The sequence below is a fragment of the Bradyrhizobium yuanmingense genome (assembly GCF_900094575.1).
Classification (GTDB): domain Bacteria; phylum Pseudomonadota; class Alphaproteobacteria; order Rhizobiales; family Xanthobacteraceae; genus Bradyrhizobium; species Bradyrhizobium yuanmingense.
On the sequence record NZ_FMAE01000006.1, the window covers coordinates 283,138 to 308,761 of the forward strand.

24 protein-coding genes are annotated in these 25,624 nt (G+C 62.7%); 13 read left to right on the top strand and 11 right to left on the bottom strand.

Annotated features, from left to right (window positions below; translation table 11 throughout):
* Positions 1–158 precede the first annotated feature (158 nt).
* Positions 159–1,043 (bottom strand): dihydrodipicolinate synthase family protein, encoded by an 885-nt coding sequence (locus GA0061099_RS22730; RefSeq protein WP_036026859.1) that lies wholly within the window; start codon positions 1,041–1,043, stop codon positions 159–161.
* 165 nt (positions 1,044–1,208) lie between these two features.
* On the opposite strand from GA0061099_RS22730, the gene GA0061099_RS22735 reads away from it, so the two are divergent.
* Positions 1,209–2,621 (top strand): FAD-binding oxidoreductase, encoded by a 1,413-nt coding sequence (locus GA0061099_RS22735; RefSeq protein WP_036026858.1) that lies wholly within the window; start codon positions 1,209–1,211, stop codon positions 2,619–2,621.
* A gap of 7 nt (positions 2,622–2,628) precedes the next feature.
* Entirely contained in the window at positions 2,629–3,294 is a 666-nt protein-coding gene (locus tag GA0061099_RS22740; RefSeq protein WP_036014455.1) for a GntR family transcriptional regulator, read from the top strand.
* Between the two features lie 6 nt (positions 3,295–3,300).
* Here the strand turns inward: GA0061099_RS22740 and GA0061099_RS41300 are convergent, their stop codons facing one another.
* The 6 genes from GA0061099_RS41300 to GA0061099_RS22765 all read right to left on the bottom strand — a co-directional run bounded on the left by GA0061099_RS41300 (position 3,301) and on the right by GA0061099_RS22765 (position 9,050).
* Complete coding sequence (locus GA0061099_RS41300; protein WP_162130853.1) at positions 3,301–3,438, bottom strand: hypothetical protein; 138 nt, start codon at positions 3,436–3,438, stop codon at positions 3,301–3,303.
* Positions 3,439–3,598: 160 nt separating this feature from the next.
* Positions 3,599–5,164, bottom strand: coding sequence for an ABC transporter substrate-binding protein (locus GA0061099_RS22745; RefSeq protein ID WP_036026857.1), 1,566 nt, complete (start codon positions 5,162–5,164; stop codon positions 3,599–3,601).
* 25 nt (positions 5,165–5,189) lie between these two features.
* Positions 5,190–6,218, bottom strand: a complete 1,029-nt coding sequence (locus tag GA0061099_RS22750) for an ABC transporter ATP-binding protein (RefSeq protein ID WP_050996000.1) — start codon at positions 6,216–6,218, stop codon at positions 5,190–5,192.
* Complete coding sequence (locus GA0061099_RS22755; protein WP_036026855.1) at positions 6,215–7,204, bottom strand: ABC transporter ATP-binding protein; 990 nt, start codon at positions 7,202–7,204, stop codon at positions 6,215–6,217. Before GA0061099_RS22755 ends, GA0061099_RS22750 begins: the two co-directional genes overlap by 4 nt.
* Complete coding sequence (locus tag GA0061099_RS22760) at positions 7,201–8,109, bottom strand: ABC transporter permease (protein WP_244429356.1); 909 nt, start codon at positions 8,107–8,109, stop codon at positions 7,201–7,203. Before GA0061099_RS22760 ends, GA0061099_RS22755 begins: the two co-directional genes overlap by 4 nt.
* Positions 8,109–9,050, bottom strand: coding sequence for an ABC transporter permease (locus GA0061099_RS22765; RefSeq protein ID WP_036014490.1), 942 nt, complete (start codon positions 9,048–9,050; stop codon positions 8,109–8,111). Before GA0061099_RS22765 ends, GA0061099_RS22760 begins: the two co-directional genes overlap by 1 nt.
* A gap of 202 nt (positions 9,051–9,252) precedes the next feature.
* Here GA0061099_RS22765 and GA0061099_RS22770 point away from each other — a divergent pair, with 202 nt between their 5' ends.
* The 3 genes from GA0061099_RS22770 to GA0061099_RS22780 all read left to right on the top strand — a co-directional run bounded on the left by GA0061099_RS22770 (position 9,253) and on the right by GA0061099_RS22780 (position 13,808).
* Positions 9,253–10,287, top strand: coding sequence for a LacI family DNA-binding transcriptional regulator (locus GA0061099_RS22770; RefSeq protein ID WP_158644886.1), 1,035 nt, complete (start codon positions 9,253–9,255; stop codon positions 10,285–10,287).
* A 2-nt stretch (positions 10,288–10,289) separates the two neighbouring features.
* Entirely contained in the window at positions 10,290–11,702 is a 1,413-nt protein-coding gene (locus tag GA0061099_RS22775) for an amidase (RefSeq protein ID WP_050995997.1), read from the top strand.
* Between the two features lie 84 nt (positions 11,703–11,786).
* Complete coding sequence (locus tag GA0061099_RS22780) at positions 11,787–13,808, top strand: YgiQ family radical SAM protein (protein ID WP_036026851.1); 2,022 nt, start codon at positions 11,787–11,789, stop codon at positions 13,806–13,808.
* A 101-nt stretch (positions 13,809–13,909) separates the two neighbouring features.
* On the opposite strand, the gene GA0061099_RS40220 is transcribed toward GA0061099_RS22780, so the two are convergent.
* Positions 13,910–14,152, bottom strand: a complete 243-nt coding sequence (locus GA0061099_RS40220; protein ID WP_141697657.1) for a hypothetical protein — start codon at positions 14,150–14,152, stop codon at positions 13,910–13,912.
* A 10-nt stretch (positions 14,153–14,162) separates the two neighbouring features.
* Between GA0061099_RS40220 and GA0061099_RS22785 the strand changes: the two genes are divergently transcribed.
* The 3 genes from GA0061099_RS22785 to GA0061099_RS22795 all read left to right on the top strand — a co-directional run bounded on the left by GA0061099_RS22785 (position 14,163) and on the right by GA0061099_RS22795 (position 15,964).
* Positions 14,163–14,378, top strand: coding sequence for a hypothetical protein (locus tag GA0061099_RS22785; protein WP_225157285.1), 216 nt, complete (start codon positions 14,163–14,165; stop codon positions 14,376–14,378).
* Positions 14,375–14,707: a DUF3325 family protein gene (locus GA0061099_RS22790; protein WP_050995996.1), complete on the top strand. Its 333-nt coding sequence runs from the start codon at positions 14,375–14,377 to the stop codon at positions 14,705–14,707. Before GA0061099_RS22785 ends, GA0061099_RS22790 begins: the two co-directional genes overlap by 4 nt.
* Before the next feature lie 303 nt (positions 14,708–15,010).
* Complete coding sequence (locus GA0061099_RS22795) at positions 15,011–15,964, top strand: tetratricopeptide repeat protein (RefSeq protein WP_036026848.1); 954 nt, start codon at positions 15,011–15,013, stop codon at positions 15,962–15,964.
* Between the two features lie 1,039 nt (positions 15,965–17,003).
* Here the strand turns inward: GA0061099_RS22795 and GA0061099_RS41305 are convergent.
* On the bottom strand, positions 17,004–17,333 hold the full coding sequence (locus tag GA0061099_RS41305) for a hypothetical protein (protein WP_162130854.1): 330 nt from the start codon (positions 17,331–17,333) through the stop codon (positions 17,004–17,006).
* Between the two features lie 1,182 nt (positions 17,334–18,515).
* On the opposite strand from GA0061099_RS41305, the gene GA0061099_RS40225 reads away from it, so the two are divergent.
* The 5 genes from GA0061099_RS40225 (at position 18,516) to GA0061099_RS22815 (ending at position 23,618) form a co-directional block, all read left to right on the top strand.
* Positions 18,516–18,947: a hypothetical protein gene (locus GA0061099_RS40225; RefSeq protein ID WP_141697658.1), complete on the top strand. Its 432-nt coding sequence runs from the start codon at positions 18,516–18,518 to the stop codon at positions 18,945–18,947.
* A gap of 960 nt (positions 18,948–19,907) precedes the next feature.
* The gene (locus GA0061099_RS42780) at positions 19,908–20,615 is read left to right on the top strand and encodes a methyltransferase (protein WP_276325015.1); all 708 of its coding nucleotides are present in this window, start codon (positions 19,908–19,910) and stop codon (positions 20,613–20,615) included.
* Positions 20,561–20,902, top strand: a complete 342-nt coding sequence (locus GA0061099_RS42785; RefSeq protein WP_276325014.1) for a methyltransferase — start codon at positions 20,561–20,563, stop codon at positions 20,900–20,902. The genes GA0061099_RS42780 and GA0061099_RS42785 overlap by 55 nt, the downstream gene beginning before the upstream one ends.
* Positions 20,903–21,224: 322 nt before the next feature.
* Positions 21,225–22,220, top strand: coding sequence for a glycosyltransferase (locus tag GA0061099_RS22810; protein ID WP_036026842.1), 996 nt, complete (start codon positions 21,225–21,227; stop codon positions 22,218–22,220).
* Between the two features lie 351 nt (positions 22,221–22,571).
* Positions 22,572–23,618, top strand: a complete 1,047-nt coding sequence (locus tag GA0061099_RS22815) for a transglycosylase (RefSeq protein WP_036026840.1) — start codon at positions 22,572–22,574, stop codon at positions 23,616–23,618.
* Positions 23,619–23,717: 99 nt separating this feature from the next.
* On the opposite strand, the gene GA0061099_RS22820 is transcribed toward GA0061099_RS22815, so the two are convergent.
* Positions 23,718–24,419, bottom strand: a complete 702-nt coding sequence (locus tag GA0061099_RS22820) for a formylglycine-generating enzyme family protein (protein WP_036026837.1) — start codon at positions 24,417–24,419, stop codon at positions 23,718–23,720.
* A 69-nt stretch (positions 24,420–24,488) separates the two neighbouring features.
* Entirely contained in the window at positions 24,489–25,604 is a 1,116-nt protein-coding gene (locus GA0061099_RS22825; RefSeq protein ID WP_074448053.1) for an aldo/keto reductase, read from the bottom strand.
* Positions 25,605–25,624: the final 20 nt, after the last annotated feature.

The following is a 25,624-nucleotide window of genomic DNA, read 5'->3' on the forward strand; positions in this document are numbered from 1 at the left end:
TGTAACAGCCGCCGCGATCGAGGAGAACCGTAGCCGGGCTTGAATCGCTCTAGTGTTGAATTGTTCTAAGAGGAGGCGGATGCTGAACATCAATCATGAATTGCCGGTGCACCGCGCATGACACGCTGCACGCGAAATCGTGGCCCGATATTTCACGATCACGCGATGGCGGGAGCGATCAACTCGTCGAGCTTCCGCTTGAACGCACTGCCGTCCGACAAAGCGCGGAGCGGCGGACGCACGCGCAACCAACCTGCATCGCCAGTCTGCGCCGCAAGGATCGCCTTCAGCGTTGCGACAAGGGAGGGCGTCTTCAGCACGACGTCGACCGCCGCCTGCATGCGCGCTTCGACGTTCTTGCCGTCAACCATCGCCTTGACCAGCTCCGGCGCAATGTTGGCCATGCCGCAGATGGTGCCGGCGCCGCCCGCAGCGATCGCGCGGGCGATGTCGGGTTCGTTGCCGACGGTGATGGCGAGCTCGGGCGCGGCGGCACGGAATGCCTGGAACTGCTTGAAGTCGCCGCTGGAGTCCTTCAGACCGGCAACCACTTGGCCGTAGCGCTTGCGCAGGCTTGCGGCGACTGTCGTCGGGATCGCAACGCCCGAGACTTGCGGAATGTGGTAGAGCGAGGCGCGCAGGCGATCGTCGGCAACACCGTCGATGACGGCCGCAAAGGCGTCCTCGATGCCTTCATGCGTGACACTCCGATCGAAATAGGGCGGCAGCAGCAACACGTGGCGCAGGCCGAGGCCGAGCACGGCGCGCGTCAGCGAAATGCTGTCGGTGATGGCCGGAAAGCCGCCGCCGATTCCGATGCGCTCCGCCGCGACCCCGGCCTTGAGCATCGCTTCGATCGTCGCAATCCGTTCGGCGGCGTTGAATGAGGTCCCCTCGCCGGTGGTGCCGAACAGCACGACGCCGTCGACGCCCTTGCCGAAGAGGTGCTTGGCGTGAGAGGCGAGCTTGGCGGCGTCCACACTGCCGTCCGTCGCCAGCGGCGTCGCCGACGCCACCCAGAACCCGCAAATTGCCTCGGCCATCACACCACCTTTTGCTGCCGCACCCGGCCAAGCCGCTGATCTCCAACGATCTTTCGCGCTTGCCGAGACCTTGTTTTCACTTTACTGTTGCTCTTGTACCTTACATACAACATTGGTGCAAATCCTCCGCGCCATGTGCGCGGCCAGATCTTGAGGAGGTCTCGCATGGACATGGTGACCCCCACCGGACGCCCCGACCAATTGCTCGGCGCGTTGCGCGACAGGCTCGGCGCGGCGGCGGTGCTTGTTGGCACAGATGTGCCGGCGCGCAATTGCAAGGACTGGAGCGCGAGCCTGCCGCAGAAGCCGCGCGCGGTGATCCGCCCCGTCGATGCGCAGGGCGTTGCCGACGCGATTACGACTTGCCGGCAGGCGCATTTGCCGTTCGTGCCGCAGGGCGGACTGACCGGACTGTGCCGCGGCGCTTCGCCCGAAGCGGGCTGGGTCGCGATCTCGCTGGAGCGCATGACCGGCATCGAGGAGATCGATCGCGCCTCGATGACGATGACGGTGAAAGCCGGCACGCCGCTGGAGACGATCCAGAAGACGGCCGACGAAGCCGGCTTCTTCTTTCCGCTCGATCTCGGCTCGCGCGGCTCCTGCGCGATCGGCGGCAATCTCTCGACCAACGCCGGCGGCAACCGCGTGATCCGTTACGGCATGACGCGCGAGCTGGTGCTTGGTCTCGAAGTGGTGCTGCCGGACGGCACCATCATCACCAGCCTCAACAAGCTGATGAAGAACAATGCAGGCTATGATCTGAAGCATCTGTTCATCGGCTCGGAAGGCACCCTCGGCATCATCACCCGCGTGGTGCTAAAACTCTTCCCGAAGCCGCGCTCGACCATGGCCGCGCTGTGCGCGTTGAAGGATTATGCCGCGGTGATGGCGCTGCTCGACGCGGCGCGCTCAGGGCTCGGCCCGCTGCTGTCCGCCTTCGAGGTGATGTGGCCGGATTATTGGGATGTGATCACGAATCGCGCCGGCGTGAAGCCGCCGGTCGCCCCAGGCCATGGTCTCTACGTGCTGGTGGAAGCGCAGGGCACCGACGAGAGCATCGATGCGCCGCGTTTCCAGAGCTGGCTCGAGGAGCTGATGGAGCGCGGGCTGCTGGCGGATGCCGCTGTCGCGCAATCGCTGGCGCAGACGCAGAGCTTCTGGCGCGTGCGCGACATCTGCGCCGAATTCGGTCAGGTTCTGGGGCCGCACATCTCCTACGACATCGGCCTTGCGGTGGCACGGATGGACGAGTTCGTCACACGCTGCAAGGCGGCGCTCGCTTCAGGCATCAAGGGTTGCGAGAGTGTCTATTACGGCCATATCGGCGACGGCAATCTGCATCTCGTCGCCTGGGTCACCGGCCTTTCCGTCGCGCAGCAGCCGAAGGAGGAGATGGACGCGATCATCTACGGTCTGGTCCGCGAGCTCGGCGGCAGCGTCTCCGCCGAGCACGGCATCGGCACGTTGAAGAAGCAATGGCTGGGCCATGCGAGGAGCGAGGCCGAGATCGCGCTGATGCGCACGCTCAAGGCTGCGCTCGACCCCGATCACCTGCTCAATCCCGGCAAGGTGATCTGAACGCACCATGCGATCGCTCAAGCTCGATACGCCGAAGTCGCTGTCGCAGCGGGTGATGCTGCGGCTGCGCCAGGCCATCATCGACGGCGAGTTCGCGTTAGGCGCTGCCATCTCCGAGGAGATGGTGGCCAATTCCTTCGGCGTCAGCCGCACACCGGTGCGCGAGGCCATGGGCCAGCTGCAGGCGCAGGGACTCGTGGTGATCCGACCCCAGGTCGGCAGCTTCGTCTTCACGCCGAGCGCGGACGACATCCATGCGCTCTGCACCTTCCGCATTGCGCTCGAGCCCAAGGCCGCCGAGCTCGCCTTCCGCAATGACCGCGACGGCGCGATTGCGTCCATGAGCGCGGCGATCGCGGCGATGGAGCCGGCCGTCGCGGCAAAGGACAACATCGCCTATGGCCGCGCCGACACCGCTTTTCACGAGGCGCTGTTCGCCCATTGCGGCAACCGCTATCTCGCCGAATCCTATCAGCTCGTCTCCGGCCGCGTCGCCGCGCTGCGCACCAATCTGACCTCGCCGATCGACGTGCGCACCCGCACGTCCTTCGACGAGCACCGCAAGCTGCTCGATCTGTTCGCGCGCGGCGAGTTCGCCGCCTTCGAAGGCCTGATGACGACGCACATCACGAATTCGGGAATGGTCTATGCCACGGCGCTGAAGGTGGATTGAGCGCGTCTACCGCTCCTCCTTCGATCCCGGCCTGTCCAGAAAATCCAGCGCGGTGTTGATCTGCTCGAGCTGGTGCTCGATTCGGTCGCGATCCTCCACCGATGGCGCCTGTTCGAGCTGTTCCACCAGCTTCTGCTTCCGCATCAGCAAGTTCTCTATGACCGTACCCACGATTCCCCCATCGCCAGAGGCGACGTCACGGACGCCGAGACGATGGAGGCGCGCGCAACCCGGGCCCGCGTCGAACCCTCCATTTGAATGTTGCTGGGAGCGATTGGTTCCTCCGGCGCCGTGCCGGATCGCACTACTTCTTGGTGATGTTCCAGTAGACCGGGACCGCTCCCTTTACGAGGCCGTCAACGTTGCTGCGTACCGCCCGCACCAGATAGAGCTGTGCAGCCGGCCAATACGGCACATAGTCGACGGCGCGGAGCTGGAGGTCGGCTGCGATCTTCTTTTTCTGCTCGGGATCTGTCGCCAACGCGAATTCGTTGCGCAGCTTTTCGATCTGCTCGTCGCAAGGCCAGCCGAACCAGGCCTTGTCGCAGTTTGCGCGCAGCCCAAGGTGGCCGACCGGCTCGAACATGTCGGCGCCCGTCGGTCCCGACATGAACAGTGACCAGCCGCCCTTGTCGACGGTTTCCTTGGACGCGCGCCGTCCAACCAGCGTGCCCCAGTCCATCGCCTGAGGTTCGACCTTGAGGCCGATCTGACGCATCAACTGCTCGGCAACGAGGCTGAACGTATTCGTGGGCCCGCTTTCGGTCGCATGCAGCACCACGACCGGCGTACCGTCATAACCGCTCTCGGCAATCAGCTTCTTGGCCTTTTCGATATCGGGCTTGGTCCAGCCGGCGGCCGTGAAATAGGGTGACGAGCACATGTAGAAGCTCGGGCAGCTCTTGTAGAGCTTGGGGTCGCTGACATAGGCTCGCGCGAACTTGTCCTGGTCGATCATGTAGCTGATCGCCTGCCGGACCTTTGGATTGTTGAACGGCGGGACCGAAATGTTCATGCGGAACACCATCTGCATGCCGAGCGTGTCCTGCGGCATCGTCTTGATGTCGGGATTGCCGGCAAGCGTCGGCAGGAAGTCCGGCGGCACCTCCTCGAAAATGTCGATCTCGCCGGCCTGGAGTGCATTGAGCGCGGTCTGCGCATCCGGGATGTAATGCCATTCGACCCGGTCGACCTTGGCGAGCTTGCCGCCGGCAAGCCCGCTCGCCGGCTCCGCGCGCGACTTGTAGGACGGGCTCTTGACGTAAACGACCTTGGAGCCCGGAACCCACTCGTCCTTCTTCATGATGAAGGGACCCGAGCCGGTCGCATCCGTGATGGCGGTGTCCGCCGGCGTCGCGGCGATCCCCTTCGGCATGATGAAGGGCACATTGGAGCTCGGCTTGGAGAGCGCCTCGATCACCAGCCCCCACGGGCGCTTGAGCTTCAGTTCGAAGGATTTTTCGTCCTTGACCGTCAGGCTGTCGCTGACGGAGGCAAGCTGTTGGCCAAGGCCATCGCGCTGCCACCAGCGCTTCAGCGATACGACCGCATCCTCCGCGGTGACCGGCTGGCCGTTGCTGAAGGTCAGGCCGCCGCGCAGCGTGAAGGTGTAGGTGAGTTGATCGCTGCCGACCGCAAAGGACTCCAGCATCTGCGGCTGCGCGACGAGCTTCTCGTCCAGTGAGAACAGCGTGTCGTACACCATATAGCCGTGGTTACGAACCATATAGTCGGACGTGATCACGGGATCGATCTGCTTGAGATCGCCGAAGGGGCGGATCTTGAGCACCGTCTCCGCAACGGCAGGCGATATTGCACCCAGCCAGCCTGCCGCCATCATGACCGCAAATATTCCGTTCGGCGATCTCATTTGATACTCCTCCCGTTTTCTGTTTCTAGGCAACTGCGTCGGGGGCTACGGCCGGGCCCGGACCCGGCGCGCCGAAGCGTGGCAGCGATCCTGCGTGATGACAGGCGACGGCATGGCCGGGCGTGACTTCAGTCATCGCCGGCGCCGCTTGCGCGCAAATGTCCGTCGCGAACGGACAGCGCGTGCGAAAGCGGCATCCGGACGGCAGCGAAGCGGCACTCGGCACCTCGCCTTCGAGAGCCGCGCGGCGGCGCCGGTTGCGCGGGTGGACCGCAGGGACGGAATCGATCAACGCCCGCGTATACGGATGCGCCGGTGCAGCGAATACGGCCTTCGCCGGCCCCTGCTCGACGATGGCGCCGAGATACATCACCGCCACGTCGTCCGCGAGATAGCGCACCACGGCGAGATCATGCGAGATGAACAGATAGGAGATCCCGATCTCGCGCTGGACATCCTTCAGGAGATTCAGGATCTGGGCGCGGATCGACACGTCCAGCGCCGCGACCGCCTCGTCCGCGACGATCAGCGCGGGATCCGCCGCGAGCGCCCGCGCGATGCCGAGGCGCTGCCGCTGTCCGCCCGACAGATGATGCGGCAGACGTGCGCGAAAATGTTGGGGCAGTCCGACCTGGTCGAACAGACGCGCGACCTTCCGCCGTCGCGACACCGCATCGCCGATGCCGAAATTCTGCAAGGGCTCTTCGACGATCTCCGCCGCGGTCATGCGCGAGTTGAGGCAGGCGAAGGGATCCTGGAACACCATCTGCACCTGCTGGCGCTTCCTGCGCAGCGTCTCGCCGGAGAGATTGCCGAAGTCCTCGCCATTGATGTGGACCGAGCCGGCCGTCGGCCGCAACAGGCGCACGACCATGCGGCCGATCGTGGTCTTGCCGCAGCCGCTTTCACCAACGAGGCAGAAGGTACGTCCGCGCGCGACGACGAAGCTGACGTCGTCGACGGCGCGAAGATCGCGCCGGCCGAACAATCCGAACGGCCCCTGCCGTGAGGTGAAGATCTGGGTCAGACCTGAGACCTCGAGGACGGCGCTCATGCCGGCACCATCGCGCCGGCCTTGCCCAGCCAGCATGCCGTCAGGTGCTCGTCAGCGCCCGACAACAACGGCGGCTCCGAGTGACACACCGGCATCGCCGCGCCGCAGCGCTGGCGAAAGGCGCAGCCCGTGCCGAGCGAGACCGGGCTCGGCACGCTGCCGGGAATCTCGACGAGACGATCGCGGATGCCGCTGTTGAGCTGGCCGATCGCCCCAAGCAGGCCGCGCGTATAGGGATGGGCCGCGGCATCGAAGATGCCGTTGACGCCGGCCTGCTCGACGATGCTGCCGGCGTAGAGCACGACGACCCGGTCGGCCATTTCCGCGACGACCCCGAGATCGTGCGTGATCAGGAGCACGGACGTGCCGAACTCGCGACGCAGATCGTCGATCAGGGTCAAGACCTGGGCCTGGATGGTGACGTCGAGCGCGGTGGTCGGCTCGTCGGCGATCAGCAATGCAGGGCGCAGGGCGAGCGCCATCGCGATCATCACGCGCTGCCGCATGCCACCGGAAAGCTGGTGCGGAAATTCGGAGGCCCGCCGCCGCGCATCCGGAATGCGGACGAGATCGAGCAATCCGACCGCCTGCCGCCGCGCGTCCGCCTCGGACACGCCACGATGCTCGACGATCACCTCCGCGATCTGCTCGCCTACCCGCAGCAGCGGATTGAGCGACGTCATCGGCTCCTGAAACACCATGGCGAGACGGTCGCCCCGGAGCTTGCGCAGTTCCTCGGCGCCGAGCGTGACGAGATCGCGCCCCTCGAAGAGGATGCGGCCGGAAGCGACCTGCATGACGCTTTGGTCGAGCAGGCCGATGATGGAGAGCGCGGTCAGGCTCTTGCCACAGCCGCTCTCGCCGACGAGGCACAGCGTTTCACCGGGGTCGATTGCAAACGAGACGTTGCGGACGAGCGGGACCGGGGCGCCCCGCGTGTTGAGCGTGATGGAAAGGTTCTCGACGCAGAGCAGCGGCGCGCTCATCGCATCTCGCCTCCCACAAAGCTCGGATCGAGCAGGTCGCGAAGCACATCTCCGAGCAGGTTGGCGGCGAGCACCGTCATCGCCAGCATCAAGGCTGGGAAGCCGAGAATCCACGGCGCGATCTGCAGGAACTGCCGTCCCTCCGACATCATGTTGCCCCAGCTCGGCACGTCGGGCGGCGTGCCTGCACCGAGAAACGACAGGATCGATTCCAGGATCATCGCGGAGGCAAAGACGTAGGTCGACTGCACCATGATCGGCCCGGCAGCGCCGGGCAGGATGTGACGATGCAGGATGGTCACGGTACGCCCGCCACAAGTGATGGCGGCCTCGACATAGACGCGTTCGCGCAAGCTGAGAACGCTGGCGCGCACCACGCGCGCCATGCGGGGAATTTCCGGGAGGCTGATCGCCGTGACGATCACGATGGGCGAAGCGCCAATCAGCGCCACGAGTGCGATCGCGAGCAGGATCGCGGGGATCGCCATCACCGCATCCATCGCGCGCATTACGATCTTGTCGACGCTGCGGAAATAACCGGCGATGACACCGATGCACACGCCGATCAGCGTGGTGAGAACCGCAACGGCAATGCCGACCGACAGCGAAACCCGCGTTCCCACCAGCGCGCGGGCAAACACGGAACGTCCGACTTGATCGGTGCCGAAGGGCTCCGCCGGCGACGGCGGCTGAAGCCGGTTCAGCGGGTCCAGCGCAGCGGGATCCGCGGTGATCCACGGGCTCACGACGGCCGTCACGCCAAAGGCGAGCAGCAGAACGCAACTCAGAGCCAGTATGGGCTGGCGAACCGGCAGGCTCGCGATCTGCGCAAACCGGTTGACACCGATGTGCGGCGCATCGAGCCCTTCAGCTGCGTGGGTCATCGCCATCGGCTCGTCCTGCATCAGTACCGGATCCGCGGATCGACGACAGCGTAGAGAATGTCGACCACGAGATTGACGACGACATAGACGAAGGCGAACAGCAGGATCAGGGCTTGCACCACCGGATAGTCGCGCCGGAGAATGGAGTCTGCGGTCAGCCGGCCGAGGCCGGGAATGGAAAACACGGTCTCGGTAACGACGACGCCGCCAAGCAGCGCGGCAAATCCGATGCCGACGACCGTGATGATCGGGACTGCGGCATTGCTGAGCACGTGCCGTACGATGATTTTGCGGGCCGCGAGCCCCTTGGCATGGGCGGTGCGGACATAATCTTCGCGCAGCACCTCCAGCACCGCAGCGCGCGTCACCCTCGCGATCAAGGCGATATAGAGGAAGCTCAGCGAGATCGCGGGCAGCACGAGCGAATGCAGGCAGGCCAGCACGCCCTGCGACAGCGGCTTATAGCCCTGCACCGGAAACCAGTGCAGGCCGAGTGCGAGCGTATAGACAAGCGCGAAAGCGACGACGAAGACCGGCAATGAGAAGCCGAGCACCGCCCCCGCCATGGTCAGGCGCGCGACGAGCCCCCTCGGACGATAGGCGGCGACGAGGCCGAGCGGCACGGCGACGACGACCGCGATCGTGATCGTCATGAGAGAGAGAAGCAGCGTCGGCTCGATCCGCTGGGCGACGAGCTGCGAGACCGGGATGCGGCTGAACAGCGACAGGCCGAAATCGCCGCTCAGGATGCGGCCGGCCCATGCGAGGAAACGCGGCAGCAGCGGCAGATTGAGTCCGAGCGCCTGGCGCACCGCCTCCACCTGTGGCGGCGAGGCGAAGTCACCGGCGATCAGCACGGCGGGATCACCCGGCACGAGGCTGAGCAGCAGAAAGACGAATACCGCGACGGCGAGCAGCACGGGGATGGCCGCGAACAGCCGACCGACCACATAGCCGGTCATGCCGAGCGCCTGCAAATGCAGACCGGCGATCGCCGGACGCCATCCAGCCCACGCACCATTGCCTCCCTAGTCTTAGTTAAACGTTTTTCTAATGAAGCACGGAAGCTGGTCTATCGCAACGGTATTGTACTCTTCTCATGCTCTTTTGGCTTGCCTCCAGTCAATCCAACCAATACAAAAACGTTTAACAGGAGAATGGTTGATGCCGGCAGGGCCATTGCCCACTATCCACGAGGTCGCCCGGCTCGCCGGTGTCTCCGTGGCCACCGTGTCGAAGACGCTCAACCGGTCGGGCAAGGTCAGCGAGCTCCTCCAGGCGCGCGTCAATGCGGCAGCACGCAAGCTTGGCTATGCACCGCATGCCAGCGCCCGCAGCCTGCGCAGCGGCGCCACGCGCATCCTCGGGCTGCTCGTGGCGGATCTCGCCAATCCCTACTTCCTGAAGCTCGTCGAAAGCATCGAGTGGCTGTCGAGCGCCGCGGGCTATTCCGTCATTCTCTGCAACAGTGCCGAAGACCCCGGGCGCGAAGAGCGGCATCTTGCCATGCTGCTGTCGCAGCGCGCCGACGGCGTCATCGTCATCCCAACCCGGCGCGGCTGGAGCGGACGCCAGGCCGCGCTGGCGGACTTGCCGATGCCGGGCATTCTGGTGGACCGACGCATCGAGGGGCTCGACCTCGATTCGGTCACGACCGACAACGTTGCGCTGGGACGGCTCGCGGCCGAACATCTCGACGATCTCGGCCATCGCCGCATCGCCGTGATCATGGGATCGCCCGAGCATCAGATCGCGCGCCACCGCCTCGATGGCCTCAGAAGCGGCCTGGCCTCGCGCGGCACCACCCTCGACGAACGGCTGATCGAGAAGGACAATTTCTCCGAGGCCGCCGGCCATGCCGCCGCAATGCGGCTCCTGCGGCATGCGCAGCGACCGACCGCGATCTTCGCCACCAACAATCATCTTTCGCTCGGACTGCTTCGTGCCATTGCCGAGAGCGGGCTCACCATTCCCGACGACCTCTCCGTCATCGCGGTTGACGAGCCTCCGTGGGCCGGCCTGGTGCGGCCGGGCATGACCATCGTGACGCAGCCGTCCGAGGCGATTGCCCAAACCACGGTCTCGACCCTGCTGTCGCGAGTTTCGGAGGGACGTTCCGGCGTCGAGGGAGAGGCGAGATCGATCCAGCTTCAGCCGGCGCTGGTGGTGCGCGGGTCCACCGCCGCGATCCGGACATAGAGATGAGTGATGCGCCCGGCCTTGCGCCTTCCACCGGCATTCTTGCGCTGTCCGCCGTCGACGCCATTGCCGAGATTCGCAAAGGCCATCTGTCGCCGCTCGACGTGGTCGATGCCGCGATCGACAGGATCGAAGCGACGGATGCGGGAATCAACGCGATTCCGGTTCGCTGCTTCGAGGCCGCACGGGGTGAAGCACGGCGGCTTATGCAGAAAAAGGCGGCCGGTGAGGACTGGCCCCTGCTCTGCGGACTTCCGCTCGCGGTCAAGGACAACACCGATGTCGCAGGCGTGCCGACCAGCGGCGGCAGCGCGCTGACGGCCCGCGGCGCCCCCGAGATATCGACTCCCGCGATCGATCGTCTCCAGCGCAATGGCGCCATCGTCGTGGGCAAGAGCAATCTGTCGGAGCTCGGCGGCGCCAACACCACCAACGCGCTGTTCGGCGCGACGCGCAATCCGTTCTTTCCTGCGCTGACCGCGGGCGGCTCCTCCGGCGGATCGGCAGCGGCGCTGGCCGCGCATCAGGTCTATCTCGCCCATGGCAACGATGTCGGCGGCAGCCTGCGCACGCCGGCCGCATTTTGCGGTGTTGCGGGGCTGAGGCCCACACCGGGCCTCGTGCCGAGAAAGCCGCTCTCCGATCCGTTCGACACCGTTTTCGTCGAGGGACCGATGGCGCGGACGATTCCCGATCTTGCCTTGATGCTGGATGCGATGGCCGGCTTCCATCCGCCCGATCTGTTGTCGCGCGAGCATCCCGCATCGTTCCGCAACGCCGCCGCACGACCCGGATGGGCGGGGCGCATAGCGGTGTCCGAGGATCTCGGCCTGCTGCCGGTCGATCACGACATTCGTTCCGCCTTCCGCGGCGCGATCGACCGGCTCCAACCCGCAGGCTGCAGGATGAGCGAGACCGCCCCTGATCTCGCCGGGCTGCCGCGCGTGATCCGCGCGCTACGTGGTCTCGCCTATCTTGCCACCTGGAGCAGACTTTGGCCGCAATCGCGCGCGGCCTTCACGCCCGAGGTGGCAGGCGACATCGCCCATGGTGAAAGCCTCTCCGCAACAGACATCGCGGCCGCGATAGAGCAGCGCGCGGCCATCTATCAGCGCATGCAGGACTTCTTCGGCGACATCGACGTCCTGATCTGCCCGACCGTGCAGGTCGCGCCCTTTCCGGTCGAGATCATGTGGCCGGCCGAGATCGAGGGGACCGCGTCGAAGATCTACATCGACTGGATCATGATCACCTATGTCTGGTCGATCCTCGGCTGCCCTGCGCTGGCGGTGCCCGCCGGCCGCGATGGAGCCGGCATGCCCGTCTCCTTGCAGATCGTCGGCCCACCGCACAGCGAGGAGCGCCTGATCTCCTTCGCGGCGCGGATCGAGCAGGCGTTTTCCTCGCCATCCTGAGGGAAAGGCGATGTCCCGCGGAACCTGATCTTTCACGCGCCCGTCGGTTGAATTCATCGCCTCGGAGCCCTATGCGTAGGCGCCATGGACACCCAGATGATCACCGCCGAAAAGCCGCTGATGGCCCAGGCGCGCCCGCGCAAGCCGGCGCCGTTCCTCCCCATGAGCCGCGCCGAGATGAACGCGCTCGGCTGGGACGCCTGCGACATCGTGCTGGTGACTGGGGATGCCTATGTCGACCATCCGAGCTTCGGCATGGCGATCATCGGCCGGCTGCTGGAGGCGCAAGGCTTTCGGGTCGGCATCATCGCGCAGCCGGACTGGCATTCGGCGGAGCCGTTCAAGGCGCTCGGCAAGCCAAGAGTGTTCTTCGGCGTCACCGGCGGCAACATGGATTCCATGGTGAACCGCTACACCGCCGACCGGCGCATCCGCAGCGATGACGCCTATACGGCGGGCGGCGAAGGCGGCAAGCGGCCGGACCGCTGCACCATCGTCTACGCCCAGCGCTGCCGCGAGGCGTTCAAGGACACCCCGATCGTGCTCGGCGGCATCGAGGCCTCGCTGCGCCGGATCGCGCATTACGATTACTGGTCCGACAAGGTGCGCCGCTCGGTGCTGGCGGACGCCAAGGCGGACTTGCTGCTCTACGGCAACGCCGAGCGTGCCGTGGTCGAAGTGGCGCACCGGCTCGCGGCTGGCGAAGCGCCGCGCGAGCTCGACGACATCAGGGGCGTGGGGCTGTTCCGCAAGGTCCCGGACGATTACGCCGAGCTGCACGCCGACGATCTCGAGTCCGCCGACGAGGGCGCATCGCGCCAGAAGGGCTTAACCGTGATCCGCCTGCCGGCGCTGGAGCAGGTCGAGCAGGACAAGGAAGCCTATGCGCGCGCCTCGCGCGTGCTGCATCGGGAGAGCAATCCCGGCAATGCGCGGCCGCTGGTGCAGCGCCATGGCGACCGCGACCTCTGGCTCAATCCGCCGCCGATCCCGCTCACGACGGAAGAGATGGACGCGGTCTACGATCTGCCTTACGCGCGCGCGCCGCACCCGTCCTATGGCGATGCCCGCATCCCCGCCTGGGAGATGATCAAGTTCTCGGTGACGATCATGCGCGGCTGCTTCGGCGGCTGCACCTTCTGCTCGATCACCGAGCATGAGGGCCGCATCATCCAGAACCGCTCGGAAGGCTCGATCCTGCGCGAGATCGAGCGCATCCGCGACAAGACGCCGGGCTTCACCGGCGTCATCTCGGACATCGGCGGCCCCACCGCCAACATGTACCGGATGGCGTGCAAGGACCCGAAGGTCGAGGCGGCATGCCGCCGGCCGTCCTGCGTCTTCCCCGAGATCTGCCCGAACCTCAACACCTCGCATGACGATCTGATCCGGCTCTATCGCAAGGTGCGCGAGACCAAAGGCATCAAGAAGGTGATGGTCGCCTCCGGCGTGCGCTACGACCTCGCCGTCGAGAGCCCCGAATACATCAAGGAGCTCGTCACCCATCACGTCGGCGGTTACCTGAAGATCGCCCCTGAACATACCGAGCGCGGCCCGCTCGACAAGATGATGAAGCCGGGCATCGGCGCCTACAACAAGTTCAAGCGCATGTTCGACGAGGCGGCCGAGCGCGCCGGCAAGAAATATTATCTGATCCCCTATTTCATCGCGGCACATCCGGGCACGACCGACGAGGACATGATGAACCTCGCGCTGTGGCTGAAGAAGAACCGCTACCGCGCCGACCAGGTGCAGACCTTCCTGCCTTCGCCGATGGCGACCGCGACCGCGATGTACCACACGGGCGTCAACCCCTTGCGCGGCGTGCGCCACGGCGGCAGCGACAAGGTCGAGGCGATCAAGGGCCTGCGCCAGCGGCGCCTGCACAAGGCATTCCTGCGCTACCACGACCCCGACAATTGGCCGCTGCTGCGCGAAGCCTTGATCGAGATGGGCCGCCGCGACCTGATCGGCTCGCAGCCGCACCAGCTCGTGCCTGCGCACCAGCCTCCCGGCACCGGCAAGGCCGCCGGCACCAAGCGGCCAATGCGGCCCGGCGGCAAGACGCAGCGGTTCACGACCAAGGGCCTGCGGGTGATGAAGTAGCGGGCGTGAGCCGGATCTGGCACGGTTTGGTGTGGCGTCTTCGCGTCGGCAAGACGAAAGCTCGAAAACAACCCCATGCACAGTAGCCGGGGGTAGCAAGATCAACGGCTTACGAGCGCGATGAGATCGGCGCGAACATCGACCGCAAATCGAGGCATGATCGGCCCGGGGAAACGGTCAATTTCCGTTTTTGCGAAATTCGCTTGATCGTCGGGCAAAACAGGCGTATGATGCCACCATCGCGGAACGTGGATGAGACGAACCCGTCCTGCTGCTCCGTATCGATAGCTTGAGCTCACCGCGCCGCGCCCGAATTTCTCCGGCTTGGCTTGCAGGTTCGCCACGAGCGCCCTGTTGCCCGTCCTCAACGCGCTGACGACGCAGCGGCCGCTGTGGCACAGCCTGACGCAAGGCGACTGGGTGTTCGCCGGCATCGACGTGACGTGCTGGGCACTCGCACTGCTCCATGTTGTTCTGGCTGTTCGCACCGCCCGGAACCGATCAATTGTGCAATCGAAGCGCATGCCGCAGGTGCCGGTCGCCATTGCTTCCAGCGGTGCGGCGGAATGATCCATCTACTTGCCCTTGGGCTGTGTCTGGCGGGCTTTGCTGCGCTGGCTTTCGCCACGCACCGCCAGCAGCGCAATATTTTCGGCACGGCGCTGCCGCGGGTGACGACCTATGGACTTCGCGCTGCCGGTGCAGGGGTGCTGCTGCTGTCGCTCGGCATCCTCGTGGCCGCAAAGAGCTGGAGCGTGGGCCTCGTGATGTTCAGCGGTCATACCATGATGGCTGCCGCCATCGTGTTTTGTGCGCTGATCGGGTGGGGAAGACTGGCTGCCCGCACGGCGCGACGTCGACAGAATGATGCTCGCGCCCGCTCCATCACTCGACGTTGAAGGTATTCGTTTCGTGATCAAGCTGGCCAGAAACGGTCGTGGATGCGGCAAATAGATGGTCGTGACTTTGTCTGCTTCTGGTCCAAGCTGACCTTGCCGCGCTGCCCGCCTAGCGTCAGCTTTTGACCCGAAGCGGACATCCGCATCGCCCTGTATCATGCTCTTCTTTACCGGCACACGAGCGAAAGCGTAATTTCCTAGGGGCTTGCGCATTCATTGAGTGTCCCCGCTTTGGGGATTCATCGTTAATCAACCCGAAAGTGTCGCTTGCTTGTTTACCGGTCGCGATTAGACTTTTCCGCCATGACGCCCCGCCGCTGGATCATTGTCATCGCTGCGTTCATTCTCATGATGGTGATATCTGCGGGCATTCTGCGTACTGCCCTGCATTTTTGGCATCAGTGGCAACTCGCAAGCCTCGTGAATGGACCTCCGCCTAGCGACGAGGTCCTGACGACTGACGATTCGCTGACGGCCCTTAACAAGCGCGCCAGTCAGGCCGAGCGCTCACATGAGTACCAGCGTGCGGTTGACCTTTACACTCAAGGATTGGAGGAGAGCTCGTATGGCGCCGACGCTCGCCGCGCCCTGCTGCGCCAGCGGGCCTTCGCCTATGAGAATTTGAAACAGTACGACCGCGCTGAGGCCGACTACAACGCGTCCTTGCAGATCGAGCCGCTTGATCCCTCCTTCTATGCCAAGCGCGGCTTCTATCTTATCAGGCGCGGACGTTACGACGATGCGCTAGCCGATTTCCGCCAGGGTGGGGAACTTGTTCCTAGCGACGGCACCTTCCCGTTCGGCGAAGGCGAAGTCTATGCAAAGCTCGGGCAGCATGAAAAATCGGTCGAACGGTACAGCGAAGCGATACGATGGACACCTCAAGCCGGGCGCTATTATCGCGAGCGCGGAAGTGCCTACAACCGTCTCGGCAAGTTCAAGGAGGCCAAGACCGACTATGACAAGGCTCTGGCTCTCGCTCGCGGCTATATCCAGCGCGAAGCTGCCGACTCCAATCTTGGACGCGGCTACGCGTCGTTGCGTCTCGGTCACTATCAAGACGCGATCGCCGATTTCGACGCGGTGTTGAGGGTCATGCCGCGATCGAGCGCTGCGCTGGCGTGGCGCGGTACAGCTTACCAGAGCCTTGGCAAGAGCAATGAAGCGGTTGCCGACTTCAAGGCGGCGCTGGCGATTGATCCAAAGAACGCGAATGCAATGGACGGACTCAAGTCGTTCGGCGTGCCGGCGCCCTAGGCTTCATATCGGCGCCGGTTTGGCTCGCTCTCGTCGGACATATGTCCGGCTTTGGCCCGTAGCCGTCCTCCCGAGCGTCGCCCTCCGAGGACCGCTTTTGACCCGGAGCGGAAGTCGGCCCTCTTGGCCTATTCAATGGCATAAGGGTTGAGCTTCGGAACGCCCTGCTTCCAATTCACCCATTCTTCCGCGTCACGGAGGGACACAAAGTCGGCAACACGTCTCCTTGTGGCCCATCGGCGAAGATGCGCGTCGGCCCACGGAGGTCCGCTCGTTGCGGCAGAGCGGACGAGATTTGCTGAACTTCAGTTCTTCATGTTTCGGCCCGAAGCGGAAGGTAGCGAGCGGTCGCCAATGGCGTGGCATTCCCCGAACTTGTCGTCCTTACTGTCCATCAGGTCCCGGCCTGGAATCTTCTATCCGGGCCTTGAGCCGAAAGAAACTCTCGGCCAGGATCCTGTTTTCCGCCGTCTGCAGTCCTTGATTGAGGTAGGACATATGATCCTCGCCCTCGAGCGATTTCGGATCGCTGGTAAATCCCCGCGCGTGGGGACGCGCGAGAGCCGGCGGACGCATGACTTACTATCATCAAGCTTTGGCGTGCTCGCGAGACTGGGTGTTGTTCTCCAAGGAGTTGGGAGCGAAGTCAGCTTGCAGTGAGACCGATAGCTCGGCCTGAAGATAAGGCTCGGCGTTCTCCTGCCGAGCCTTCTTCCTATTTGTCTATCCGTCGATTCCGCTCTCGAAAAAGACAAGACGATCTTTACCTATTTAGCGGCTATCACACGGCAAACGGCCCGTGTTTCTCGGTCGTAGTGACCCGGCTGTTTCAGGACAGCTGCACAGCGCCGCAACACCCGCTGCTGCTCTGCGACCTCCAATGTCGCGAAGGCTGTGCCGACGTTGGCAGGATTGAGGCCTGCCAATCCAGAGCTGTTGTTTGCATTGGCAACGCCACTATTTGAAATGCCCACGGCTCCCGCGGCACCAGGACCAATGCCAACAGTGCCAAGCCCGCCGGTGCCGATCCCCCCAGTACCTACGCTGCCAGAACCGACACCAACTCCCGCGCCTGCCCCACCAACTCCTGCAACACTCGCACCTGCGCCAGCTCCCGCCGCGCCTCCGCCGACACCCAGGCCCCCCGTAGCGCCAATTCCGCCAACTCCGGCGCCCGCTCCAGCACCGACGCCAGCACTGCCCACTCCGACGCCAGCACCCGCGCCGACACCACCAACTCCGGCGCCAACGCCGGCACCCACGCCACCATCGCCCACTCCGGCGCCGGCACCCGCGCCAACGCCGCCAACCCCGGCACCAACACCGGCGCCGACGCCACCGCTACCCACTCCCGCACCAGCACCTGCACCGACACCTCCAACACCGGCGCCAACACCCGCGCCCACCTGGGCTTGCACGAGTGGTGCTGCTGCGGACAATGCAACGCAGAGCGTGGCCGCATAGAAAAGCTTCATTCGCATACACGCCTCCATGAATTCCCGGCGCCCGCAAAGGGACGCCTGCAACAAGATTCTTGTCCAGGAGGAAGCGATGATTTGTCGGCCCGTTCCTCAACCGGCTCCAAGTAGGTTAACGGGACGAAAAGAGCATTCTGAGAATTTTGCGATTGCGGAATCAGCGCGCAGTCGCGAGGCTATCGAGTTCGCAATTCATCTCGTCGCTTGTGGGGAAGCGTTCGGTGGCTTACGCGCGGTTTCGTAAGCTCCGCTTTATGGCCCGTGTTAGACCACAGCTCGGGCGCCGCGAGGTCAGCTGTCGGGCGTTGACCCGCCAAAGTTATGACCGGTCAAGGCAGCCTTTGACCCAAAGCAGACACCAAGGTCATTCGATTCATCATTGAACAACCATCTACTAAAACTCTGTGGGCTCGTAGTGGATGATGCTAAAACGCTCAGCACTTATCCTGCCTTTCAAGGGCGGATGAGAGCAATGTATAGGCGGCTTTGGATTATCTTGTTGCTGATGATCGGGATGACCTTATTCGCGGGGTATGTCGGCCTCATCTTTCTGCCGTCCCTGTTGTATGTGTGGCTGGTTGCCGCATGGGCGTTCGCCTCGCCTGTAGTTGTTGTCGCGCCTGTATTGGTTGGGGCGCAAATCGCATGGCCAGCGACTTGCGTTGCGCTTCCGGTAGCTGCGATGGTCATTCGGCCCGCAAGAGCGTGGGCGCCCGCCCTTCTTTCTGTCATTGGTGCAGGATCAGGGTTGATCTGCGGAAAATTATTAGGGCGCACGGTGGGCTACGGGAGGACGGAAGACTTGCTTTGGGCCTGCGTCTTTTCAGGCGCCTTCTTGGGAGCCCTATTTGGATATGTAATGTGGAGGCTCGATCGGCTAAGCCCGATCGAAGTTGAGGCGGGGGGAAGCTTGCAGACGACAATAAGAGCAAACTGGCTAAATATAGCTCTGCCCGTTGTCTTTATAGTGGTCGCCCTAAGTTACTTGGTGCTCAGCGAGCCGACCGTCCAACCATTTTTAGACAGCAACGGTATAAAACGCTGCACCGAAGAAGGAGGGAAATTATCGCCGCGTGAAGCTGGCCTGGGCTTTAGATGCGTTCATCCTCAAAGAAACGGGTCAACGAATGCCTCGAACTAATTCACTGACGCTTTTGCTTGCGTTGGCAGCAGTCCTTGATCCGCTCATCGCTTCTGCGCAGGAGCAGGGCTGTCTCGGAATCGAGTGCCGCCGACATGCCCATTTTCTCACCTGCGATAGGCCGCGGGATGGAGCTACCGGACTTTCGGCGCGTGTGGTCGCGGTATCAAGAGAATGCTCGAACCAAATACTCTCGATGCAGATCGATGATGCGAAAGCGCAGGCTCTGCCGCCGATCATCGAAGTCGATCTTGGCGGTTGCATTTCCTTTACTGGTCAAGTCGGCGATTTAATCCAGGTCGCCTTATATGAGCGACCTAGTCCCGATAGGAAGCGGTATCACTTCGCCTGCAAGGTTTGGTAGGTCAGCTTCTGGCCCTAAGCGGCGGTTGAAAGATGTCTGCTAGTCCGCCGCTGTCGGGATACAAGCGGACATCTCAAGTCCGGGCCGAAAATGGTGCGATTGACCCGAAGCCGACTCTTCGTGATCATCGCCTCCAGTTCGCTTGGAAATGCCTGCGTCAGTCGATCGATACATTTAGAATGGAAGCGGTTAGCCTTTACGAGATCTGGCGTCGCGTATAGGTTGTGCAAATCCAACATTTAGCGGGATTCGGATGTGCGTGCCTTGTGGTCTTCGGCTTTGATGGCACTGATTGTCGCAGAAATTCTTCTTTTCGCAGCCCAGCCCGATTGCGGCGACGGGCATGTGCCCGTGCCTGGATTGTCGGGATGGCATTGTAGGCTGAAAGGCGATGGTCCGAGACCCTGAGGTCGTGAACCACCTAGTCTCCCAAAGGCGGACCGAACGTCCGCCACGGTGGTCGACTTCGTTAGGCTTTGACCCAAAGCGCTCTCGGTCGAGAGGTGGATAACCACCTTACGCAACCACATAAGTCACACATCCGCAGCGCGAGACCAGATGCCGAAAGGTAAGAAGAAGTTCTGACCATGCACATGCACCTGCGCTTTTCGTCAGCAACTGAATTGCATCAGGTTCAAATTGGGCGAATGCGACCAGAAGCGATTCCGGGGACATTTACTGACCCTAACGCCAGATTTGGACATATCAGGCGCCCATTGCCCGTAGCGAAAAAGAAGCCGCCGCGCACTCAGGACGACGATCCAGCCTAGGTGATCTCTGCCCGATAGAGGATTACCCGAGTCGATTATTGACCCGAACCGGACATCGACCTGAGCGGGATGTCTACATCGAACGACAAACACTGCACCCTCGGCTAAATTATCATCCCTTACCGGCACTTCAGGTCGTGATATTGAGACCACGGGCGCCGTGAGGCGGCGGCTGTTTGAAAGGAAAGCTATGTATAGTCCTTCTCAACAACTCATTCACCTGGGCCTTGGCTTCATGGTCTCCCAAGCCTTGCGCGTTGCGACAGATCTCAACGTTGCGGATCGCTTGGTCGCCGGAGAGCGGAGCGTCGACGATCTGGCGGAGGAAACGCATTGTCACTGCGATGCGCTCTATAGGATTATGCGGCTTCTCGCCGCCGAGGGGGTCTTTAGCGAAACCTCGGCCCGCCGTTTCCAACTCACCGAATTGGGCGCAGCCTTGCTTTCCGACGCGCCCTCAAGTCCCCGCGACCTGATCCGAATGATGAACAGGGAGCCCTATCTCGCCTTCGCTCAGCTCACTCATTCAGTGCAAACGGGTTTGCCGACGTTCGAAACCGTATTTGGAAAGCCCAGGTTCGATTGGCTGGCGGACCATCCGGACGCGGCTTCGCTATTCCAGCAGGCGATGATCGCGCTTAGCCAAGGCGCCAATGAAGCTGTAGCAGAGGCGTGTGATTTTGGTGCGTTTTCTCAGATTGTCGATGTCGGCGGCGGCCATGGACAGCTGCTTTCGGAGATCCTAAAGAGACACCCTCACCTTTCCGGCATATTATTTGACCTACCGGCCGGGGTTGAGGCAGCGCGGGCTGAGCGGCAAGTTTCCCGCCCCAGACCTCGTTCGTGGCCGGCAATTTCTTCAACGCCGTTCCAGCCGGTGCGGACGTCTATATCATGAAAAAGGTCATTCACGATTGGAATGACGAGCAAGCGGTACGCATCCTGCGCAATTGCCGAGAGGTAATGAAACCCCACGGACGAGTGTTAATTGCGGAGACTATTATTCCCCCGGGAAACGAACGAAATACGATCAAGCTAATCGATGCGAACATGCTTGTCGTTACGGGGGGCGTCGAGCGAACCGAGAGCGAATTTGCCGCTTTGCTTGCCGCCGCAGGTCTGCGGCTTGAGCGGGTCATTTCGACCGCCCGGGCGATCTCAGTTCTTGAGGCAAGCCGAGCCTGAAGTCTTCGAAAAAGCATCGGGTCATACATGCGCAACGAACCTTTAGATCGTCGAAACCTCTGCATGTCAGCTTTTGCCCCATCGCTGCGGCATCCCGCGACCGAGGATATGTCGGCTGTCAAGGGTAGACCGGGCCTAACCTAAGCCGGGCCAGATCGCCGCGATTGACCCATCGCGGCCTCCGTGTTGCCAAGGAGGGGATTTGCCATCGGCAGCGTTGGAGAAGATGAGCTGGCCGGTGCCAGCCGGCCCGGAACCCTTTCAATAGTATTTTCTTGAACAGATGGATCGAGGCTCGATCGTCGGTGGAATCCGACAAAAAATGAGCTCCGTAGACGTCGTTGTTCCCTGCTTCAGGTATGGGCACTTCCTGCGAGAGTGCGTCGAGAGCGTTTTGACGCAATCCGGTCCCGAATTGCGCGTGCTCATCATCGATGATGCGTCACCTGACAATACCGCGGAAGTTGCGCAAGAGTTACGGTCCGATTCCCGCGTCGATTACCGCAGGCACATCTCGAATCAAGGTCTCATCGCGACCGCCAACGAAGGCATTGCCTGGGCGAGCGCCGACTATATGCTTCTGCTGTCTGCGGACGACTACCTGCTGCCCGGTGCCCTGTCGAGATCGGTCGATCTGATGGACAATCACCCTTCTGTCGCTTTCACCTTCGGAGGCGCGGTTGTTCTAGACCAGCGCGGGGATCATCCATTCTACAGAAGCTATTATGGAACGGAAGTGGATCTCCGAACGCGCATCTTGTCCGGACTCGAGTTCATCACTCTTAGTCGTGCACAATGTATTGTGGTGTCACCGACCGTCGTAGTTCGCACGAGCCTGCAGAAAAAACTGGGCGGGTATCTAGCAGACTTGCCCTACGCCTCCGACATGGAAATGTGGTTGCGGCTCGCCGCACATGGCGACGTCGGATTCATTGGTGCGGACCAGGCCGTGTATCGATACCACTCACTCAACATGTCGAGTGAGCCTTCACCGGAGCTAAACCTGCTCCAACGCAAGGCGGCTATCGAACATTTCCTGAATGGCGGCGCCGCGATGCTGACAAACGATCTCAGGAACTGGTTGACCCGCCAATTGGCACTTGACGCGATCGTCCGCGCAAGCATTGCCTTCAACGAAGGAGCGATAGACACCTCAGCACGCCTTGCCGAACTTGCGTTGAGTATTGACCCAAGCGTTCAACATTCACGTCGTTGGTGGTTTCTTGCCTGCAAGAAGGTGCTTGGATTGCGAGGATGGCAGCTGGTGCGGCCTTCAGTTGAGTTGTTCAGATCCATCTTCCGGAACGAGCGGCGCTGAGTAGCCGAGCTCGCCGCGACGCATAGGCTGCCCGCTAGAGCCATTGGCGCATTTTCCGCTTCTGGCCCGTAGCCGAAGGTTCCGGTGGCTGTCGGCGCGTCGGTTGCGGGGTGTAGCGCGGAAGCCGCTGAGATCGGATCCCATTGCCAGCATGTGCGCCCATGGCCGACCCACGAGCGTCCTCCGCCAGGAGCCGCTTGTGGCCCAAGAGGGACATATCGGGTTGCGAAGCAGAATGCCTGCTCTCGTTCACCACATTTAAACCTTAAGATGGTACGAAGAGTGCTCACCCACAGGTCGCAGGAACATGCGAACAGCCTTCCTACAGAAGCCGTCATTGGACTTCGGGCAATGAAGGCCTGGCAGACCAGCTGCATCGTGGCTGTTCTCGCATCCGCGGGACTTTATCTGGCCGCGGGTAACAGACCGGCCGCGACGTTGCCCGATGTTCTGCCGGAAGCGGCAGCGAGCATACCGGCTGGGGCGAGCATGGCGGCTCCTGCGAGCGTGGTGACGCCTGCCATGTACGCAGAGGCAGCCGCCAGACTTTCGGCAGCGCTTCGGGAAGAAAGAGCAGAGCCGGGCGCGGTGATGTCAACAGCTCCGGCGCCGCCACGCACCGAAGCCGAGATCGTCGATCAACCCGTCGCGCCGAAATTGGCGTCGTTGGGACAGGATGTCGTCCAATCGCTGCCGCCGGAACGCGATGCGTCCAACATTGCGCCGAAAGCGGCGCCGACGCAGGATTTCCGTCATCTGGCCTACTACGTCTGGTCCGAACTGCCGCCTGCCGAGAAACCGGCGGAGATCGTCCTGCGTGCGTTCAGGGACATTCCGCTGGGAACGCCGACCGAAGAAATCAAGCGCGCTGCCGACGCGTTTGGTCTCGATTTCAATTTCATGATGGCGGTTGCCAAGATCGAATCCGGTTTCAACCCCAATCAACGCACCGGGTCCTATATCGGGCTGTTTCAGCTGAGCTATTATGAGTTCGGAAAGTTCGGCTTCGGGCAAATTCGCAGTCCGCGGGATAACGCCGTCGCCGCCGCCTACAAGATCATTACCGAGGGCGTCCTGTTCGAGTGGATCACCCACCGTAAGCCGGACATGAGCGATCTCTACCTGATTCATCAGCAGGGCTGGGAAGGGGCCGCCGAGCACATCAGCCGGCCCGCTCGCGCCGCGTGGAAATCGATGTGCGCCACCAGCGAAGGCAAGGAGAAGGGTGAGCGGTGGTGCAAACGCGCGATTTGGGGCAATGCACTTCCGGCCTTCAAGCGCACCTGGAAATCGGTCGACAACGTGACGTCAGAAGCGTTCGTCGGCATGTGGCGCGGCCGGGTCGCCGAATTCTACACGAAATATGTGGCGACTGCTGCGGCGGCGGCAAACCAATAAGTCGGTCGTCGGCAGCGCCGCGCATGCTTGCTTGTCTTTAGCGCAACTCGCCGGCCGTCGGCCTTTACCCAGGGTGTGTTGGGCCCTCACCTGAACGGGCTATTGAGCCGTGTAAACGCAACGAAACCCGATATAGACCGCGTGAAAGTCGGCCGATTTCCACTGTACGGCTGACGCTTTTGTCTTGTCCGCACCATACCACCACGACCCGCCGGCCGTCAGTGCCTCATCGCCCCGCCGATCCGCGAGCCATTCCCAGACATTGCCACCCATGTCGTACAGACCGTTGACACCCCGCTTGGTGGTACCCACGGCTGCATGCCGCGGCCAGCGATCTCTACCGGATGTGTTCATGCCGTCAGGTCTGTCGCCGACAGGATAAGGATAGGTGCGTCCATTTACGAAATCGTCGGTAGGATTCGCACGCGTTTCGGTATAGGCGGCTCTTTCCCATTCTTCCAGGGTCGGCAAGCGTCCGCCCACGGCTAAGCAGTAGTCACGAGCTTCGTTCCACGACACATGCACCGCCGGCTCATCTTCGCCGCCTGGTTCTCCGAACGGAGTCGCCCATGTCCAGCCGCTGCGACGGATCCAGCCGTCCGCGAATTCGTGTCCGCCTCCTTCCTGTTCGGCCGCGGTCTTCAGAGCTTTGTCAGCAGCGAAATTGCGAAACTGGCCGATCGTGACCTCGGTCCGGTCGATGGCAAACTTGCCCAGATTCTCGCGTTGGGCAGGCTCGGCGAATGCAACGCCGGTAACGGCCATCAAGCCACATCGCAAAGCAATCGAGCGCCATTTCATGTATGAACTTCTCCTGTATTGCTAGGTGAGAAGGGCAGGCGTCGACCCTGCGCGCCTGCCATTCATCGATCAACTCATGCGCTGACGCAATGCCGCCTGCGAACGGCGGATGACGCCCTGGTACATGCTCTGCTTGTCAGGATACCATTGCATCGACGAGAGATTGGCGAAGCCGGGAATGCTTTCCATATGCCGTGCCATCCGCTGCCGCATGGATTGATCCGGCTGAGGACCGCGCAGCGCGCCGACATTCTCGGCCGCGTGATCCGGGTTCGATGTCGCGGCAAGAACGGTCGTCACCGCCGGATGGCCCATGACCCATTTGATGAAGAACTGCGACCAGTTCTCCGCAGCGATATCGCGGGCAAAATCGGGCAGCGGCCGGCCCTCGACGATCTTGTGCAAGCGGCCTTTTTCCAGCGGCATATTTGTGAGCACGCCGACGCCCTTGTCGCTCGCCGCGCGAAGGACGCGCTCCTCGGCGTGACGATTGAAGATCGAATAGTTGACCTGGATGATGTCCACCAGATCCTTGTCGATCAAGCCTGCGAGAATGTTGTGATAGTCATTCTCGTGGACCGAGGCGCCGACATAGCGAATCCTGCCCTCTCTCTTCCATACGCGCAGCAGTGGCACGATCGCGTCGACATTGACCAGGCTGTGGCAGTGGAGCACGTCGATCTTGTCGCGCCACAGCCGAAGCCTCGATTGCTCCATGCTGGCCAGGGCGTGGCTTTCGTCGGCCAGGTAGTCGCCGGTCGACCAGATCTTGTTGCTGATGAACATCTGGTCCGTCACGCCCATCGCGCTGAGAAATCCACCGACGCTGACCTCGCCGGTACCGTAGAGCGGCGATGTATCGATCACCCGGACGCCGGCATCGATATATTTCCTGGTGACCTCTCGCAGCGCGTCGCGATTGCTGCCGGGCAGCAGGTCAAAAGTCAGAAACGTTCCCAGTCCGAGCGCGGGCAGACTTTCGTTGGTGCGGCCGATCGTTCGGGTGAGTACCGGCCCCGCCGCAGGCGCACGCGATGCAGTGCCGGCTGGCGCTTGCGCACTGGCGCTCGAAACGCCGACTGCAGTTGCGTGAACAGCTGTCGCCGCGACGGCGCCCATCGCGGTGGCGGCGCCGAGAAACTGGCGGCGGTCGGTCGCCGTCGGCCAATCCTGTGGTGTATCCATTGCAAATCTCCGTGATTTCG